Source organism: Shewanella sp. SP1S1-7 (assembly GCF_031932105.1).
In the GTDB taxonomy this organism is placed as follows: domain Bacteria; phylum Pseudomonadota; class Gammaproteobacteria; order Enterobacterales; family Shewanellaceae; genus Shewanella; species Shewanella baltica.
On record NZ_JAUOEU010000012.1, the window covers coordinates 52,597 to 71,281 of the forward strand.

Sequence of the window (18,685 nt, forward strand, 5' to 3'; positions counted from 1 at the left end):
GCAGCTCCTTTATAGCCAAATATTGGCTTTGACCTGAATAGTGAGTAAATCTAAGTTGCTAATTGCGCTCCCGCTTTCAGAGTTCGATAAAATTTCAGCATTGATACCAACTTTTCGTAGAAATGGTAAGTTAGTGTCTTCATCCCATTGCCATACTTGTTCAAAGTCCCAATTTAAGGTGTGCTCAAAGAAATATTGGTTAAATTGCGTGGCTGAGACAGCTCTTCCATCCTTGCCATCAAGATCATTTTTTCTGTTGTATATTTCAACACTATCAATAGAGGCATTAGAATTTACGATACTTCTATAGTCTAAAGAGCTATATATACCTGAGTTAATTTGTATATTGTCACTTATCTCTACAGGGCCTAGGGCGCAAGCTGTAATTTGGCTACAACAAAGTTCATCTGCTAATCCATTGAAATGCCAATCCCCTCCTAGTTCGTTAGGACGCCTTAATTTCCCCGTGACCAAGCAGCGTGTGACTTCACAGCCATCGAGAGTATAAGCTAAACCGCACTTAGCCGGAGACTCGCAATAATTATATTGATAGTCAACTAGTATTAAACAGTCTGAAATTTTGCATCCTCTAATACTATTGGTTAGCAAGTCATCACTTTGTTCGATTAGAAATGAACCTGTTAGGCACTGTGTAATAAAGCAATTATCAGCAAATTCCCCGATTAAGCTTGATCCCGCTCTGCAAGTATTAAAATGACAATCTCTCGCATCACCTCCAATAAAGTTTTTGATACTTTCTGATGATTCAAACTCACAAGATATAGCATTATTCATTACCATTTTTTGATTTGTTTTACAGTTTTTCACCTTGCTTTCTTTAATGTTTTCTGTCAACGCCATCCCGATCAAAGTTAATTCCTTCACACTGGATGATGACGTTATTTCCAGAAAAAGTGCTGCATCATTTCCTTTAACGAGATTAAGTCCGCCGTCATAGTGGCCTATTAATGAAATCGGAGTCCAGGCATTGAAATCCGTACAGTCAATGTCTTTTGTTTGCTTAAAATAATAGCCTTTCAGACCAATCTCAGGACGTAATAACCCTAGCAATTCATCAGGATTGTGAATCAATAATGGATCACTTTCAGTACCGCAACCTTTATACCCTTTTATTATATTTATATTACTTGGTGGTAGAGTTTTTTTGGTTTCTTTTCTATCTATACTTTTTTGGTTATTCTTTTTCTCTCCTAAAAAATTATGTAACTTTAACGCCTCTAGGACTATTTTTCGTATTTTTTCAGCATTATCCGGATGATTCCATAAACAATCTTTAAGGAGTAATAAATCAGAAAGATCTACTTCACTTCGGTCATTGGTTGCGGCAGATATTCGGAGTAACTTGATAACTTTGGTAAAACGACGATCTGACAATACTTCACGGCGGTCTTCTTTAAAAGTGTCTTTATGTTTTTCCCAGATTTCTAATATGGCCTTTCTAATTTCAGCAGAAATAGTGATGTTTTTAATGGTATCATTCAGCCAATTTAAATCTTCTTGGGTGAGCGGGTCCTGAATTTCTACTTCTTCAATTAAATCAAAAAAGTGCAGTAACTTATTAGCACTAATATAATCAACATAGCTTCTGATTAAAAATCTATCGTAGAGAGCACTAAGCTCTTCTTGCCCTGTAGGTAGTTCATTTGATGCAGCGATTAATGTTCTCAACGGGACTTTTACTGCTTCAGTACCATTATGATAAATACGCTCATTCATGATGGTGAGGAGTGCATTGAGAATGGATGAGCTGGCTTTAAACACTTCGTCCAGAAAGGCTATTTTCACCGAAGGTAAATACCCATCTGTATTACGCTTAAATCGGTCAGCTTTTAATTCGCTTATTGAGAGGGGGCCAAATATTTCCTCAGGTGTAGAAAATTTAGTTAATAGATATTCGAAGTAGGTTGTTGTATCAGCTTGATTATTTTCATTAAAAATTTTAGATATACGTCTAGCAACAAGGCTTTTAGCAGTACCAGGAGGGCCAATCAACAGCATGTTTTCACCTGCCAAGACGGACAGTAAAGCTGATTTCATTGTCGCTTCACGGTCAACTAACCCATGATTAAGTTGCTCTAAAAGTAATGCTAATTTGGCTTTTATCTTTGTCATATCAACGACGTCCATGTAATGAAAATAAAAAAGGGGGATTTAACTCTTGTCTTGAACGATGCTAACACGGGCAACAAATATCGACCAGTGGTCAATCTTATTTAATGTCTTTCTAAACAACCATTTACAGGTTTTACGAGTTGAAGGTCTTGATTACTCAGTTCACTACTTTTTGGACAAATATGAAAAGCGGCTTAGCTGTAGCCTTTTACAGGAGCCTCATTCGCTTGAATATTAGAATCTTATCTTTTTGATCTCTATATACATCTTCGTTAACAATCCACGTGATTGTTCATTTTTGGCAAGGTATGATGGCTGCCTAAAGAAGAATTGCAGTAGCGCTACGAGGGAATGATGGCATTAGACACACAAGGCCAGAGTACTGAAAAGGACTCTGCTAACTTTAGTTTTCTCAAACCATACGACCCTATTTTTATCGATTTGGCCAGCAGTGCTGAACGTGCGTTTACCAGCGATCCCAATACCACCTTAATTAAGCTGCGCCAGTTAGGTGAAGCGATGGCGCAAGATATTGCGGCTCGGTGCGGCATAGAGTTTGATGACAAAACGACTCAAGCAGATTTACTCTTCAAAATTAATCGTGAGTTAGCCTTAGAGCCTGTGGTCCGCCAGTTATTTCATGCCTTAAGGATTGAAGGCAATAAAGCAACTCACCAATTTCGAACCCAACATAAAGAAGCATTAGAAGGCTTAAAGCTAGCTCGTAGCCTAGCGATTTGGTTCCATCATACATTTGGCGATCAAAAGACCGCATTTAAAGCTGGCCCGTTTGTCCCACCAGAAGATCCCAGTAAGCAACTGCAAGAGTTACAAACTCAAATTGAATTATTGCGTAGCGAACTTAACGATAACCACCAGCAATTAGCCGATAATCAGCAATTAACAACATTACTGTCCCGTGAGAAAGAAGAGTACGCGGTATTAGCTGAGCAAATGGATGCAGAGGCGCGAGCGTTGTCAAAGTTGGCCGCGCAGCATGAGCAAGCTCTCGTAGAGCAAAAGCATCAATTCGAATTACGCATTAAAGCGCTACAAGCTGAATTAGTACTGCTTGCTCAAGTCGATAACCAAGCGGCGACAAAAAACAAGAAACAACTTAGTCAGCACGCGAGTAAAGCGGGTAATCACATTGAGTTAAGCGAAGAGTTAACTCGAGTGCTGATTGATCAGCAACTAAATGAGGCCAAGTGGATAGCGGATACCCAAAGGTTGGATTACCGCAAAGGCGCTCGGCCTGAAAAAGGTAAAAACCTCGCGATTGCAGAGTGGCCAACATGGCATAAAGGCCAGCAAGGCCGCGCTGATTATGTCCTATTTTGCGGCTTAGTCCCCGTTGCTGTGGTGGAAGCAAAAAAAGAAAACACCAACGTTGCCGGTAAAATTTCCCAAGCCGAGCGTTACTCCAAAGGCTATAAACTGATAGCGCCTCAACAAGGTGCATGGGAAATTGAGGGACGCACCGTTGCATGGGCCGATGACGCAGACGGCCATTACCATATACCCTTTGCCTACTCCTGTAATGGCCGCGAGTTTAGTAAGCAACTGGCGGAGTTATCAGGCACTTGGTTTCGCGATACCCGTAAACCCAGTAACACCAAGCGGGCGCTACAACAGTTTCATTCGCCTGATGGCCTGCTTGATAAATTAAAGCGCAGCCGCGAAGCCGCCGAGCAAAAACTTCAACAGGAAGGCTTTGATTACCTCGGCCTGCGCGATTACCAGCAAAAAGCTATCGCAGCTGTAGAGTCGGCTTTAGCGCAAGATAACACTCAGTGTCTGCTGGCAATGGCCACAGGTACAGGCAAAACCCGCACTATTATTGGTTTGATGTATCGATTTTTAAAGGCCGAGCGTTTTAGGCGTATCTTGTTTCTTGTTGATAGAACCGCCTTGGGTGAGCAAGCGTGCGACTCCTTTGACGAAGCCAAGCTTGAACAAAACAAAGTGCTGTCGTCTATCTACAATATTGCCGAGCTTGGCGATATGAAAAGTGCAGCTGAAACTCGCATTCAAGTCGCGACAGTACAAGCCATGGTCAAACGGATTTGTATGTCGGATAACCGGCCGCCGCTGGACGAGTTTGACTGCATTATTGTCGATGAAGCGCACAGAGGTTATGCCCTAGATCAGCAAATGACCGAAGGTGAACTGGCCACTCGTGATGCCAGTCAATATCTGTCCAGTTACCGGCGGGTACTCGATTACTTTGATGCGGTGCGTATCGGCTTAACCGCAACGCCTGCCAAGCATACAAGTGAGATTTTCGGTAAACCAGTTTATACCTACAGCTATCGCGAAGCGGTTGCCGACGATTGGCTTATCGACCATGAGCCACCGATCCGCTATGAAACGCTGTTAAACAAACACGGCATTAAGTTTGAAAAAGGCGAAACCGTCACCTCCATAAACACCCAAACCGGTGAAATTGAAACGGCCGATTTAGAAGATGAATTAAAGTTCGATGTTGAATCCTTTAATAAAAGAGTGATTACTGAGTCGTTTAATGAAGTCATCTGCCAAGAATTAATCAAAGAGTTAGACCCTTTTGGCGATGAGAAAACCATGATTTTTTGTGCAACCGATGTGCATGCAGACATGGTAAAACGCTTATTAGATAAAGCCTTTCTTGATATGTATGGCGATGACTATAATCAAGCGGCAGTGGCTAAAATTACCGGTCAAAGTGATAAAGTCAGCCAGTTGATACGCCAATATAAAAACGAGCGTTACCCTAATATCGTCATTACTGTTGACCTATTATCAACCGGTATCGATGTGCCTAAGATTTGTCATTTAGTGTTTTTACGTCGAGTCAAATCACGCATTCTATACGAGCAAATGATGGGCCGTGCCACTCGCCGCTGTGACGACATAGGTAAAACGGCTTTTAAGATTTATGATCCGGTTGATATTTACAGCGCGCTTGAAGCTGTTAACACTATGAAGCCGATAGTGAAAGATCCCAACATCACCCTTGAGCAGCTGGTGGACGAGTTAACTGACGATACCTTTTTAGAACGTGCACTTAATACCCCTGGTGAACAAGTCGGTGCAGGTGCAGATAGTCACACCAATAGCCATGCCCACGACGTGCTTAATCAACTTGGGCAGAAAGTGATGCGGGTGATGCGAAAAGCGACTAAAAAAGCCGAGAATAAGCCAGAGCTTAAAGCCAAGCTCGAGCAACTTGAAGAGTTATGGGGCGTAGCACCAGAGAAACTCCACCAGCATCTACATCAAATTGGCCCCAGAGAGGCTGCACAATTTTTTAAGCAGCACCAAGGTTTGATCAATCAGTTAGCCGAAGTCCGTTATCTGGTGGGTAGCGATAATATGCCGATCATCTATGAAGGGCGTGATGAGTTCATAGAGCGTCAGCAAAATTATGGTATACACGAAAAGCCCGCTGATTATCTTGAAAGCTTCAGTCACTTCATTAAGCAAAATATTAACCAATCAGCAGCCTTGTCCGTTGTGGTAAATCGACCTAAAGATCTCACCCGAGCTCAGCTAAAAGAGGTCAAATTACTGCTTGATGAGGCAGGCTATAGCGAAGCCCACCTGCAAAGTGCGTGGCGTAAAAACACCAACCAAGATATCGCCGCGAGTATTATCGGTTATATTCGCCAAGCCGCATTGGATGAGGCCTTGGTCCCCTTTGCCCAGCGGGTGAATAACGCCATGCAACGCATTTACAGCGAACATGATTGGAACCCAAACCAACGTAAGTGGCTAGACCGTCTAGCAAAACAATTGGTGCATGAGGCTGTGATTGATAAAGCCTTTGTGAATAATCGTTTTGCCAGTGACGGTGGTGCCAAACGCTTTAATAGTGTACTCAATGACCAACTCGATACCATTTTAGACGAGCTTAACAATTACCTGTGGCAAGTGGGCTAGCGCTTGATGGACATCGTTGTATTAATCGCGTCAATTCCGCGCTTTGAATCACTTATAACTGTCTCATTGCCTTCAGTTATAGCGCAAACTTATCAACCGAATAAAATCGTACTAGTAACTGATAAATTAGCCTTAACAGAGCAAGAGCTTGCCGCCGTTAAGGTCGTGGTTGCACCTTTTCAGATTACAGTTCTTGTGAATCAGCGCGCCCAAGGCGCAGCTGGTGCTTGGAATACCGGGTTAACCTACATTGATCAACATTTCGAAGATTGCTATGTCGCTATATTAGATGACGATGATTATTGGCATCCAAACCACTTAGAAAAATGCATTAATCACTCTAAGGAGGGGAGAGCTGATGTTGTGTTATCAGGCATTTCTGTTGTTCGAGATGAAAAATTTGTTTCCGCTAACATTCCTAATAATGTTCAGCAGAGTGACTTCTTAGTTGGTAACCCTGGCTGGCAAGGTTCAAATACTTTTTGTCGATTGAAACTTTTAAAGTACGTCGGAGGCTTCAGTGATGGTCTGGTGAGCAGCAATGATAAAGATTTAGCCATCAGGATATTGGCATTGCCAGAAGTTGAAATGACCTATACACAGGCAGTTACAGTCGCTTGGAGTGTTGGTGTTCACACTAGTGCGTTATCCGCTAAGGGGTCTCTACAAAAACTAATCGGTTGTGCTCAGTTCATGGCGCTTCATGGTTATCTCATGGATGAAAATCAAAAACATCAGTATTTTGAAAGAGTGTCATCGATGTTCGATATCACTGAGCAAACAATATTGAATGAAATAAACACTAATAAGGATATTAGAATTGTTGCTGGAACATTCTCTTAAAACTACTCGCAAGTCGTCGGTCGGTTTAGTGTTACGTCAAATCGTAAAGCATAAATTATGCGCCCCAGAATATGTTAATGCGCCGATTATGATAGGTATAGGCTTACACAATCAGGCAGATACTCTAGCAAGAGCATTAATAAGTGCGATATCTCAAACCGTCGTTATTGAACGCAAAGCACGAATCATTATTGTGGACGACCAATCAACAGATAACTGGCAGAGCTGTTGTGCAGAACTGCTATCTCATCCTTCGGTAACGGTAATAAGTGCTTTTTGTGGTTCACCAGCGAGGATGAGGAATCAAATACTTGATTATGCAGCAACGTCCAAGGCGAAATGGGTTGCTAGACTTGATGCCGATGATGCCTTCGACAATCTCAAAAGTGTTGAGTCATTATGGGTCAAAGGAGAGGCGAAACAGGTTGATTTCGTCTTGGGGAGTAATAGATTAATCCTCGATGGGAAGACATTACCTCAGACAAACATAGCTGACCCAGAGTTGCTATTAAATCCTCACAAACTTGTCGCGTTTATCGACGACTTTTGCCGGGGGAAAGTGAGCAATGAACTCCCTTCATGTAACTTACTCATCAGCACCAAGGTCACTGAGCGCTATCCAAATATTCGCAGTGCTGAGGATCATTGGTTTGTTACTAGATTGTTGTTATTACCACAGTTTACGGGTGAAGTTGTCAGTTATCCTTGCTATGCGATATATACTTTGGGGGGGACTGATACCCAAAGTAATAAGAAAAAAGATCTTTGGAAAGAGCAACGCCAGCGTTTGGCTTATGTTGCAAAGCAATGGTTGTTAGCGATAGAGCCCAATGACGACTATTTAGGCTCAGGGCAAGAAGGGATTGTTATTCAAAAAGGGAATAAAATAGAGAAACAGTTTTATCCATGGGCGATTAATGATGAGCACGTCGCTTGGCTTAAACAGGCATTACCCAACAATAGCCTTGTACCGCAAGTCGAGTGGAGAAAGCACCAGGAATGCTGGAGCTACAGTACACCAGATTTAGGCTCTACAGAACTCAAACTGCCCTTGTCCTCTGTTGTGATTGGCCAATTTCTGCAGGGAATGTACACCGCAGGGATCTGCGGTATGAATATTAAAAGAGATAATATTCGTCAACTACCGGATGGTAGCCTTCACTATATTGATATAGGCAGTGACATTCAGCCCCTAACATCAAGTAAGTTTCTGGACATGGCGGCGCGCCTGTATGCGATTGCCATATTACAACTACCCGATGAAGAATTAGTCAGGCGAGAATCATGTATTGCTCAAGATAAAACATTGCAGCAACTGACAGGTTTTTCAGACTTCTATTTGGCACTGATTGAGGCATTGCATCCTCATGTTCACCTAGTAAACACCCAAGCGTTGACAGGGTTCAAAGCTTGCCATGACAAAGAGACCACTCTGCTCATTAAAGCCTGTGCGCAAGATGCTGAGATATTATTCTCACAAGTCAGTCATATTGTTACTCAGCTCAACTACCCCTTGAGATTTACACGAGTCATCTTACTGCTCGATAGTTATCAGGGGCCTTTTTTACGCCAGTTTCACCCCGGTAATTTTAATACACTGAATCTTGCTGCCAACACACTACTTAGGGAGCAGCTTATTGATGAGATTCTTGTTGCGCCAACTTGCAAGTCACAAATACAGGAGACTTACAGCCAATGGTTTGGAACCTCTAAGATCACCCACTCTCATACAGAGAAACTAGCGCCTCTTTTTTCTCAACTGTGGGCTTTTGATCAAATTGAAACGCGTTATGTTTTGCAGTGTGATTGTGACGTACTAGTGGGGCGAAAAGATTGGCAACATAATTACTTGGCAGAAATGAAAACCGAATTACTAGACCCAAAAGTGATTAGTGTCGGCTTCAATATACCTAAGTCAACGGATAACTTTTTACCTTATTTCGGGCAAAGCGGGGAGTTTGCACCCGAAGTGAGAATGGGATTGTTGGATCTCGAAAAAGTGAAAGCGCTACAGCCGATAGCCAACCCAATTGCTAATGGCAAATATACCTTAACTTGGCATAGAGCATTGCAAGCTAGGCAGCAGCTAGATGACTTGTGTTCGTTACGTGGCGGTGATCCTAACGCTTTCTACATTCACCCTCGCAATGAAGACAAGGCATTTATTGATTTTGCTGTTGTTCGAGATTGTATAGCTCAAGGTTTATATCCAAACACACAACAAGAACAGTTTGACTTAGTTGCCAATGCCGATTGGCGGTACCCGCCGAGAAATGAACCCGTTATCTTTTTAGTAAAGGGGCGGTATACCGCTATTGAAAAGCTGGTACGATGCCTTGATAGCTTAAGAGCGCAGACACTTCAGTCGTTCGGCATTGTGTTAATCGATGATGCTAGTGGCTATGTTAACAATTGGCACTACCCGCTAGTTCTGGGCTCATTGAAGTCTAAAACGACCCTCATTCGTCGCGAAAAACACCAAGGACGTATACCTAACTTTGTCTACGCCATATCTGAAATATGCACCAACGATGACAGCATGATAGTGATCTTAGATCAAGATGATTGCTTAATGCGTAAAGACGTAGTGCAAAATATCTATAACGCCGCGAATCAGGGGGCCGATCTAGTGCATATGCCGATGTTTAGGCCAAATAAACCGTTAAAGCTGTACAAACCTGAATATACCGAAGTGAGGTATAAAGGTGGTGGTAACGTTTGGGCCCATCAACGAGCTTTTAAAAAGTCATTATTTGATAAAGTCCCTCTCACTTACTTTAAGAACGGTAACGAATGGATATCATCAGTAACGGATTATGCGACTATGTTGCCGATGACTGAATTGGCAAAAGTCCCTATGTTCGTGGACCAGGGCTATACATACTTTCACCAGCGAGGCGAATACCCCAAAGCATTGAAGGTCGAGCAAGTCAAACTACTCGAAGAGATCTTTGCGAAAGCGCCCTTAGGTACTTAGCAAAAGGGATTGTTGACACCATGCAAGAGTATATTGAATCCGAGCGATTTCGAAAGATGCTTCATGGTTGAATAGCCACCAGTTTTTGGAACGATGTGATTTACGATCTAAATGGAATAAGGGCTCAAGTGCAGTCAATGTGTCTATGGAGAGGTGCTCTAACCAGCATTTTGCAGAGATAGTTGATAGCCGAACAAGTGCTTTGGTATTGGCAGGCTGTTGCTGTAATTCGAGTAATAAGCGATCAGGATTTGCAATCCAATCATGCCCTATAGGATTCGATTTAAGCGTTAAGTCTGGCCATGTAATGGGAAACTGTTGGCATAGATTAAGGGCAATGCGACGTTCACCTAGCCAATTATGGTAATGGCTTGGGACAACTTGATTAGGTGCCCAACAGGTTGTTTTCACTAACGACGGAAGTAATGTCATACCAATGACATTAATATATTCTTCTGATGTCTGAGTGAGCGCATGCAGTGTAGTTAGTCCAACCGATGCTATTTGCTTCAAAGCAGAACTTAACTCTAGATAGCTTTGTGCTAATTGCATTGAAAATGATTTGGTTGCCAGAATGCCATTTATACAACGAGGAGAATCGGATTTCGCTAGCATTGCATTATAAATGCGACTTGCGGTGGTCAGCTCTTCAAAGCCATGGTTAAACACCACTACGTTAGTATGAAATTGTAATGACGACGTATGAAAAGTGTCATTATTAGGCCCATTTCCAATGAGTTGCCAAGGCATTGATGGTTGGTTGTCATTTCTGTTGGGCATGATCAATAGCGAGTTTCAATTTACGTAACTCGCATAGTATGAGATACAAGCAAGGAGCTAAAGTACATCGTGAAAATTTGGAATTTACAAAAGAGCAATCAAACAACTTTTCGATACCCGAAAGATTACCCAACTAAGTATATCGCATTGGTTCGCGCGAAGTTTGCAGTGAAAAAAATACTACGTTGGGTGAGGGTTCAAAAGCTTTCCACAATGATGCTGGGAGGGCAATATCATACCTCGCATGAGTTAATTGAAATCGATATTACATATCAATGTAACTTAAAATGTAATAACTGCAATCGTTCCTCCGCCCAAGCACCTGATAATACTCATATAAATTTAAGCCAGATAGTTAATTTTGTTGAGCAGTCATTACAACGAAAAACACCATGGAAACGCATTAGAATCTTAGGTGGCGAGCCGACTTTACACCCAGAGTTTCAATCCATAATTGAACAACTATTAGTTCTGAAAACCCATCATCCTGACACGGTTATTGAGTTGGTCACAAACGGTTATGGTCGAAAGGTCAATGCCGCGCTAGAAAACCTACCAGAAGGTATATGGGTTGAAAACTCATATAAAACCGGTAATGTTCAGCCGAGTTTTGGGCCATTCAATATGGCTCCGCAGGACAGTGTTTTATACAAATTTGCCGATTATAGCAACGGGTGCGATATAGCAAGCAGCTGCGGTATGGGGCTCACTCCGCAAGGTTATTATCCTTGTGCAGTTGCTGGTGGAATAGATCGAGTGTTGGGCTTACACAGAGGCCGACAATCGCTCCCCTCTCCTAGTGATGAGATGAGAGATTTGATGGACATTGCTTGTCGATTGTGTGGTCGATTTTATGATGGGCACTACGTACCTGAAAAATTACGTCCATCTTTGGAAGTTCAAAAGAATTCTCGCTCTTGGGATAAGCATTACCAAGATTGGGCTAAAAGACGAATAGACATCCAATAATATGAGTGACTTGTAGAAATAAGTATTTCTCTACATGTCACTGAACACAAAACGGCAACCCTAACACTCCTTTGATGTTGATGCTATCGACATGAGTCCCAAAAACAACCAAAACATGTCGATTAAACTAAGTTTTGTAAACATGTTTTCTTTACATGTCGATTGAATCGACATAAGCTCACCGCAATTTCTATTTATGTCGATAAAAGAAGGTTTTTTAAACATGGAATGGCAAGCTGAACAAGCATACAACCATTTACCGCCACTACCGCTAGATAGCGCACTCGCGGAGTTGGCCGAAACCTTACCTATACTCAAAGCCTGTATTCCTGCCCGCGCGGCCCTTGCAGAGCTAAAGCAAGCGGGTGAACTACTGCCCAATCAAGGCTTATTGATTAATTTATTGCCCCTGCTCGAAGCCCAAGGCAGTAGCGAGATTGAAAATATCGTTACCACCACCGACAAGCTGTTTCAATATGCTCAAGAAGACAGTCAAGCCGACCCTATGACCAAAGAGGCGTTGCGTTATCGCACTGCGCTTTATCAAGGCTTTACTCAGCTAACCAACCGCCCCCTGTGTGTCACTACCGCATTAGAAATTTGCAGCACTATTAAGTCCGTGCAGATGGACGTGCGTAAAGTGCCTGGTACTAGCTTAACGAATCAGGCCACAGGTGAGGTTATTTATACGCCACCAGCAGGCGAGAGTGTCATTCGTGACTTACTCAGTAACTGGGAAGCCTTTTTGCATAATCAAGATGATGTTGATCCACTGATTAAAATGGCCATGGCCCATTACCAGTTTGAAGCTATCCATCCTTTTATCGATGGTAATGGCCGTACAGGCCGTGTGCTCAATATTCTCTACCTTATCGACCAACAACTGCTTAGCGCACCTATCTTGTATCTGAGCCGCTATATCGTCGCGCATAAGCAAGACTATTACCGTTTATTGCTTAACGTGACGACTCAGCAAGAGTGGCAACCGTGGATCATCTTTATCCTTAACGCGGTCGAGCAAACGGCTAAATGGACCACCCACAAAATTGCCGCAGCGCGTGAATTAATAGCACATACCACAGAATATGTACGTCAGCAGCTACCCAAAATTTACAGCAATGAGTTGGTACAAGTGATTTTTGAGCAACCATATTGCCGTATTCAAAACCTCGTTGAAAGTGGCTTAGCCAAACGTCAAACCGCTTCCGTTTACTTAAAGCAGTTATGCGACATAGGCGTGCTTGAAGAGGTGCAATCGGGTAAAGAGAAGCTCTTTGTCCACCCTAAATTTGTCACTTTGATGACCAAAGATAGTAACCAGTTCAGCCGTTATACACTGTAAACAGGGTCATTAAACGATAGGTCATAGCAGCCAATAAGCCTGAACCTATCTATAAACCAAATACCTAAGCCTAATGCATCAATCATTAGCCAAATTACAAAATTGAGAATCCAATGAGCATAACAAGCAGCAACAGCGATATCGTCCAAAAACTGTGGAACCTGTGTGATGTACTGCGCGACGACGGCATTAACTATTCCGATTACGTTACCGAACTGGTGCTATTACTGTTTATCAAAATGGTGCACGAAAATACCGAGGCAGGGTTACTCAATAAACACACCTTGCCAACCGGCTGCCGTTGGACCGACTTAAACGATAAAGATGGCCTCAACCTACTAGATGATTACAAACGCATTTTACTCACCCTATCGACGGGCAAAGACAGCGAAGGCAATACCCTACACGCCGATCCGCTGATTTTAGCCATTTATGCCGATGCCCAAACCCGCCTGCGTGAGCCACGCCATTTAAAGCAGCTGATAAAATCACTGGATTCGATTGACTGGTTCAGCGCCCAAAAAGACGGTTTAGGTGACTTATACGAAGGCTTATTAGAAAAAAACGCCAACGAGACTAAATCCGGCGCAGGCCAATATTTTACTCCCCGTGCGTTAATCGACTCTATGGTGCGGGTCATTAACCCACAAGCGAGCGAAGTGATTCAAGATCCTGCAGCGGGCACAGCAGGCTTTTTGATTGCTGCCCATGAATTTATCAAAAATGCCGACAATTATGATGATCTCACCCTAAAAGAAATTGAACACCTGCGGAACAAGGCGTTCATTGGCGTTGAGCTAGTGCCCTCCACCCGCCGTTTAGCGTTGATGAACTGTTTACTCCATGGCATGGAAGGTGACGACGAAGGCGTAGTGCATTTAGGCAATTCTTTGGGCCAAGTCGGCATGAGTTTACCCAAGGCTGATATTATCTTGGCTAACCCGCCTTTTGGCACCAGCAAGGGCGGTGATGCTTCCATCACCCGTGACGACTTAACCTATCCCACCAGCAACAAACAGCTGGCGTTTTTACAGCACATCTACCGCAACCTAAAGCCTGGTGGCCGCGCCGCCGTGGTATTGCCAGATAACGTGTTATTTGAAGCGGGCGTCGGTACTGATGTGCGTCGTGACTTAATGAACAAGTGTAACCTACACACTATCTTGCGTTTGCCGACAGGCATCTTCTACGCCGCAGGCGTGAAAACCAACGTCTTGTTTTTCACTAAAGGCAGTGCCAAAGACAAGTTACAAGAGGAAAACTGCACCACCCATACTTGGGTGTATGACTTACGTACCAACATGCCTAATTTTGGTAAACGCACCCCCTTTGGTGAGCAACACTTAACCCCGTTTGAAACTGTGTGTCATGTGCCACTCGCTGAGCGTAAAGAAGGTGAGTGGTCATTTAATGCGGAAGAGGCTGAAGTCGACACCACTGTCATCGATACAAGCGCGCAAGCGCAGCGAATAGCCGACAGCCTTGAGCGGCCCTTAGAAAAGAGCCGTTGGCGGGTATTCAGTCGTGAATTTATCCGTGATAGCAAAGGTGACTCACTGGATATTTCATGGCTCAAAGATGCTAATAGCGTTGATGCCGCCGATTTAGGTTCACCAGAAGAGCTTGCAGGTGAAGCCATTAGTGAGCTGAAAGGCGCTTTGGCTGATTTAGAGGCTTTGGTTGCGTCTTTGGCTGGTGGGGTGAAAGGATGAGCCAAGTGATCCCTGAAGGTTGGGTTTTTACTAACCTAGGTAAAATTATTGAATTAAAATATGGTAAATCATTACCAGCAAAAACTAGAGATGGGGTGGGTGCTCCAGTATATGGCTCAAACGGAATAGTTGGCAGACACTCAACTCCTTTGGTAAATACGCCAGGTATTGTTGTTGGTCGAAAAGGATCATTTGGCGAAGTTACACTAGCTAGTGGACCGTTTTCACCAATAGATACGACTTATTTTGTTGATGAGTTTTACGATCAGCCTTTGATGTACTGGTTTTACCAACTAAAAGATTTACCTCTTACTTCGCTTAATCGCTCGACTGCTATTCCAGGACTTAATCGTGAAGATGCATATGAACAAGCCATTAAACTACCCCCATTAGCCGAGCAGAAGGTCATTGCCGACAAGCTGGATGAGCTGCTGGCGCAGGTGGAAAGCACTAAAGCCCGCCTCGACGCCATCCCTGCTATTTTAAAATCATTCCGCCAATCGCTCTTGGCAGCTGCAGTCAGTGGCAAACTGACAGAAGAGTGGCGTGGGGGGAATGATTTTAAAGTTATGTCAGAAGAGCTTGGGAAGTTAGCAAAGTTTATTGATTACAGAGGTAAAACACCGACCAAAACAGCCTCGGGGATTCCTCTGATCACGGCAAAAAATATTAGACAAGGCTTCATTTCAAGAGAGCCAAGAGAATTTATTGCAAATGAAGATTATCACTCTTGGATGACTCGAGGAATTCCTAACTATGGTGATGTGCTAATAACTACTGAAGCACCAATGGGGTACGTCGCAAATATTGACATAGAAGAGAAATTTGCCCTTGCACAGAGAGCAATTTGTTTGCAGTTTAAAGAAAAGATAAACTCATATTTTGTTTCAATTTACATGCAAGCATCAGTATTTCAGAAAACTCTGGATGAACATGCAACTGGCTCAACGGTTAAAGGAATCAAGGCAGCTTTACTAAAAAAAATAAACATAGAATTCCCTCCCCTGGAAGAACAAACCGAAATCGTCCGTAGTGTCGAAGAGTTATTCGTTTTCGCCGACAAAGTCGAAGCCCAAGTTAATGCAGCGCAAACTCGGGTTAATAATCTCACTCAGTCGATACTCGCTAAAGCCTTCAGAGGCGAACTCACTGGCGATTGGCGCGCAGCTAATCCTGAACTCATATCCGGTGAAAGCAGCGCCGAGGCCTTGCTTAAACACATCAAGGCTGAACGTGAAGACATTAAAACGCAGCCTAACCCTAAACGCACTGCGATAAAAAAAAAGATAGGTAGCAGTATGAGTAAACAAATAATTAAAGTCGTTGAAGCCTTAAAAGAAGCCGGTAAACCACTCAGCGGCCAGCAATTGTTAGCCGCAGCTGGTTACCCTAGTGACAGTAACACCGATCAGCTCGAGCGGTTCTTTCTAGATATTCGTGACGCCCTGACAGTGGATAAATCGATTGTTAAAGTAAAACGTGGTGACGATGGACAGGATTGGTTTACCTCGGTAGAGGTCACTACTCATGAATAAAACACAAGGTTAAGGATGAACCATGAAAGTTGATAAGCTGCATATACGTTCGCGTTTTAAAAACCTTGAAAACGTGAAGGTGGACTTTGATGAAGACCATCTGATGACCGTAGTGGTTGGTAGTAATGGTTCTGGTAAATCTAACGTGCTGGAAGCCTTAGTTTCCATATTCCGCAACTTAGATTTAGGCGAATCCCCGCCATTTTCATATTTATTGAATTATCGATTGGGTGAGCCACATAAATCTAATCAACCCAGTGACCGCTGGATGGAAATCACCATAGATGCAGATCCGTCTCGTGGCACCTTGGCAAAGCAATACGAAGTGAGTGTTCGTGATTTATTAAATGACGCTGCACCAGCGGACATGTTCTCTGAAGCAGCTGTTGGAAAAATCATACCTTTTTCAAAAGTTAAACGTGATAGAGAAGGGAATGCGGCTTACCTGCCTAACTATGTATTTGCTTATTATTCAGGCCCCAGTGACCGTTTAGAAAACCACTTTAAGAAGCACCGCACCGACTTTTACCGGCGTTTGCTCAAAGATGAGCTGGATTTAAAAGGTGATATTCGACCTCTGTTTTATGCCAAGCCTCACCACAGTCAATTTGTGTTATTAGCCTTTTTCTTGTCTGAAAAAGATAGCGCGGAAAAGGCGTTTTTACGTGAGCATTTGGGTATTGAAGGTTTAGACTGTATACACTTTGTGATGCGCCAGCCCGGCTGGGCGAAGGAAAAAGGCGAGCTATTTTGGGGGGCTCGTGGCGTAGTGCGCCGTTTTTTGGATGAGCTGATTAAATTTACGTTATCTCCAGTAAAAGTGACTCGTCAAGAGGATATGTCATTAACCGGCAGCAATATTCGAAACGAGTTTTTCCATCTTTTTTTGCCAGATGTAAATGCATTGCGCGATTTTGCTACAGATCTCAGCGCTGACGAACTGTTTAAAATGCTAGAAAGTACTTTACTGTCTGAAATTATTTCAGAAGTCAGTATTCGAGTTAAAGTTATCAGTAGTAAAGAACCACTCACATTTCGTGAGCTCAGTGAAGGTGAACAGCAGTTACTTACGGTATTAGGCTTACTCAAGTTTACTGGCGGAAAAGACTCATTATTCTTGCTCGACGAGCCCGATACCCACCTCAATCCATCATGGGCAGTAAAGTACCTTAAGTTTTTGCGTGAGTTTGTTCCTAATCACGAAACTAGCCATTTACTAATGGTGACTCATCACCCACTTGCCATTGCTGAGCTGAAAAAAGAGCAAGTGCAGGTCATGAGACGCGATAATGAGCAGCAAGTAACTGCAAATATGCCAGATGAAAACCCTAGAGGAATGGGGATAAATCTAATTTTACGTAGTGATATGTTTGGCCTTAAGACAACGCTCGATGATGATACTAATCAAAAGCTCTCAGCAAGAAACGCACTTGCTGCAAAAGAAACATTATCTAAAGACAAAATTGTTCGCCAGCAGGGCTTTAAACCTGAGGATGAGGAGCAATACCTCGCAAGGCTCAATTCTGAACTAGAAAAATTGGGTTTCAATCTGGCCACTGATGACCCGGATTATCTTGAGTTCCTTCGTAAAAAGTATCATGAGAAAAATAAGGTGTGTTCATAATGCGCTGGATATGTAAGGACGAAATTGAAGAATGCTTAACTCAGGCGTGGCGAGATGCAGCTGAACAAGCAAAAGCTCAGCTAATTGCCGCTACAGACGAAGATGCAAGGAAAGCGATATTAAATAGAGTGGGGTCTTCAAGAGTTTGGCGTGACTTCTATGAGTTGCTACCAGCATCTTTGAAACACAAATGTTGGTATTGTGAAGCGGAAGAGATCCGGTCGGATATGCCTGTTGATCATTTCAGACCAAAGAATAAGGTCGAAGAGGACAAACTGCATGATGGCTATTGGTGGTTAGCATTCGATTGGCAAAACTATCGATGCGCATGCACATTCTGCAATAGCCGTAGAGTTTTTGATGAAACAGAAGGCGGTAAAGCTTGTCGTTTCCCGCTTGAAAACCCTGATGAAAGAGCCTTTACACCGGCTGATCAAGCTAAGCTTAGAAATGAACGTCCCAACTTTCTCGATCCTTTCAATCCAGATGATGAAAAGCTACTTTGGTTTGATAATGATGGTCTACCAATCGCTAAGCCTGCAGCAACAGCAGAGCAACAAGCAAAGGTCGAAAACTCTATTGAGATATTTCATCTTAATGAAATCAGAATAGCGAGAGCGAGGAATAAAATACGCTTAGAAGTAGACAAACAAGTTAGAAAATTAAGAGAGAATAACGAAGTTCAAGACGCCAAAGCTAAGTTGAGACGTATGGTAAGAGATACTGAAAAACTATCGCGCGCTGCAGTAGTTTACTTGCGAGTGCATAGAGACCTTGCGGAAGTCAAAGACATATTGAACTTGGACTAATTGAGTGTTTATTGCTTATTACTCTTGTCATTCCTCAAAA

11 protein-coding genes are annotated in these 18,685 nt (G+C 43.0%); 9 read left to right on the forward strand and 2 right to left on the reverse strand.

Going from position 1 to position 18,685, the window contains the following annotated elements; translation table 11 throughout:
- Positions 1-9: 9 nt before the first annotated feature.
- Positions 10-2,133, reverse strand: coding sequence for an AAA family ATPase (locus Q4Q49_RS11365; protein ID WP_311999389.1), 2,124 nt, complete (start codon positions 2,131-2,133; stop codon positions 10-12).
- Positions 2,134-2,487: 354 nt separating this feature from the next.
- Between Q4Q49_RS11365 and hsdR the strand changes: the two genes are divergently transcribed.
- The 3 genes from hsdR to Q4Q49_RS11380 are packed head-to-tail and all read left to right on the forward strand — an operon-like array spanning position 2,488 to position 9,874.
- On the forward strand, positions 2,488-6,054 hold the full coding sequence (gene hsdR / locus Q4Q49_RS11370; RefSeq protein WP_311999390.1) for a type I restriction-modification system endonuclease: 3,567 nt from the start codon (positions 2,488-2,490) through the stop codon (positions 6,052-6,054).
- Positions 6,055-6,060: 6 nt separating this feature from the next.
- Entirely contained in the window at positions 6,061-6,897 is an 837-nt protein-coding gene (locus tag Q4Q49_RS11375) for a glycosyltransferase (protein WP_311999391.1), read from the forward strand.
- Entirely contained in the window at positions 6,875-9,874 is a 3,000-nt protein-coding gene (locus tag Q4Q49_RS11380) for a glycosyltransferase family 2 protein (RefSeq protein ID WP_311999392.1), read from the forward strand. The genes Q4Q49_RS11375 and Q4Q49_RS11380 overlap by 23 nt, the downstream gene beginning before the upstream one ends.
- Here the strand turns inward: Q4Q49_RS11380 and Q4Q49_RS11385 are convergent.
- Positions 9,863-10,624, reverse strand: a complete 762-nt coding sequence (locus Q4Q49_RS11385; RefSeq protein WP_311999393.1) for a hypothetical protein — start codon at positions 10,622-10,624, stop codon at positions 9,863-9,865. The genes Q4Q49_RS11380 and Q4Q49_RS11385 overlap by 12 nt on opposite strands.
- A 99-nt stretch (positions 10,625-10,723) precedes the next feature.
- Here Q4Q49_RS11385 and Q4Q49_RS11390 point away from each other — a divergent pair, with 99 nt between their 5' ends.
- The 6 genes from Q4Q49_RS11390 to Q4Q49_RS11415 all read left to right on the forward strand — a co-directional run bounded on the left by Q4Q49_RS11390 (position 10,724) and on the right by Q4Q49_RS11415 (position 18,645).
- A complete protein-coding gene (locus Q4Q49_RS11390) occupies positions 10,724-11,623 on the forward strand; it encodes a radical SAM protein (protein WP_311999394.1) in 900 nt (299 codons plus the stop codon).
- Positions 11,624-11,846: 223 nt separating this feature from the next.
- A complete protein-coding gene (gene fic, locus Q4Q49_RS11395; protein WP_311999395.1) occupies positions 11,847-12,965 on the forward strand; it encodes a protein adenylyltransferase Fic in 1,119 nt (372 codons plus the stop codon).
- Positions 12,966-13,078: 113 nt separating this feature from the next.
- The gene (locus tag Q4Q49_RS11400) at positions 13,079-14,677 is read left to right on the forward strand and encodes an N-6 DNA methylase (protein WP_311999396.1); all 1,599 of its coding nucleotides are present in this window, start codon (positions 13,079-13,081) and stop codon (positions 14,675-14,677) included.
- A complete protein-coding gene (locus Q4Q49_RS11405; RefSeq protein WP_311999397.1) occupies positions 14,674-16,212 on the forward strand; it encodes a restriction endonuclease subunit S in 1,539 nt (512 codons plus the stop codon). The genes Q4Q49_RS11400 and Q4Q49_RS11405 overlap by 4 nt, the downstream gene beginning before the upstream one ends.
- A gap of 22 nt (positions 16,213-16,234) precedes the next feature.
- Positions 16,235-17,836 carry an AAA family ATPase gene (locus tag Q4Q49_RS11410; RefSeq protein ID WP_311999398.1) on the forward strand — a complete coding sequence of 534 codons (1,602 nt, stop codon included), beginning with the start codon at positions 16,235-16,237 and terminating at the stop codon, positions 17,834-17,836.
- On the forward strand, positions 17,836-18,645 hold the full coding sequence (locus Q4Q49_RS11415; protein ID WP_311999399.1) for a hypothetical protein: 810 nt from the start codon (positions 17,836-17,838) through the stop codon (positions 18,643-18,645). Before Q4Q49_RS11410 ends, Q4Q49_RS11415 begins: the two co-directional genes overlap by 1 nt.
- Positions 18,646-18,685: the final 40 nt, after the last annotated feature.

Bases quoted from the DNA above. Each gene is read 5' to 3' on its own strand.
- Q4Q49_RS11400 (WP_311999396.1), top strand. From the start codon at position 13,079: ATGAGCATAACAAGCAGCAACAGCGATATCGTCCAAAAACTGTGGAAC.
- Q4Q49_RS11365 (WP_311999389.1), bottom strand. From the start codon at position 2,133: ATGACAAAGATAAAAGCCAAATTAGCATTACTTTTAGAGCAACTTAAT.
- Q4Q49_RS11410 (WP_311999398.1), top strand. From the start codon at position 16,235: ATGAAAGTTGATAAGCTGCATATACGTTCGCGTTTTAAAAACCTTGAA.
- fic (WP_311999395.1), top strand. From the start codon at position 11,847: ATGGAATGGCAAGCTGAACAAGCATACAACCATTTACCGCCACTACCG.
- Q4Q49_RS11405 (WP_311999397.1), top strand. From the start codon at position 14,674: ATGAGCCAAGTGATCCCTGAAGGTTGGGTTTTTACTAACCTAGGTAAA.
- Q4Q49_RS11415 (WP_311999399.1), top strand. From the start codon at position 17,836: ATGCGCTGGATATGTAAGGACGAAATTGAAGAATGCTTAACTCAGGCG.
- Q4Q49_RS11385 (WP_311999393.1), bottom strand. From the start codon at position 10,624: ATGCCTTGGCAACTCATTGGAAATGGGCCTAATAATGACACTTTTCAT.
- Q4Q49_RS11375 (WP_311999391.1), top strand. From the start codon at position 6,061: ATGGACATCGTTGTATTAATCGCGTCAATTCCGCGCTTTGAATCACTT.
- hsdR (WP_311999390.1), top strand. From the start codon at position 2,488: ATGGCATTAGACACACAAGGCCAGAGTACTGAAAAGGACTCTGCTAAC.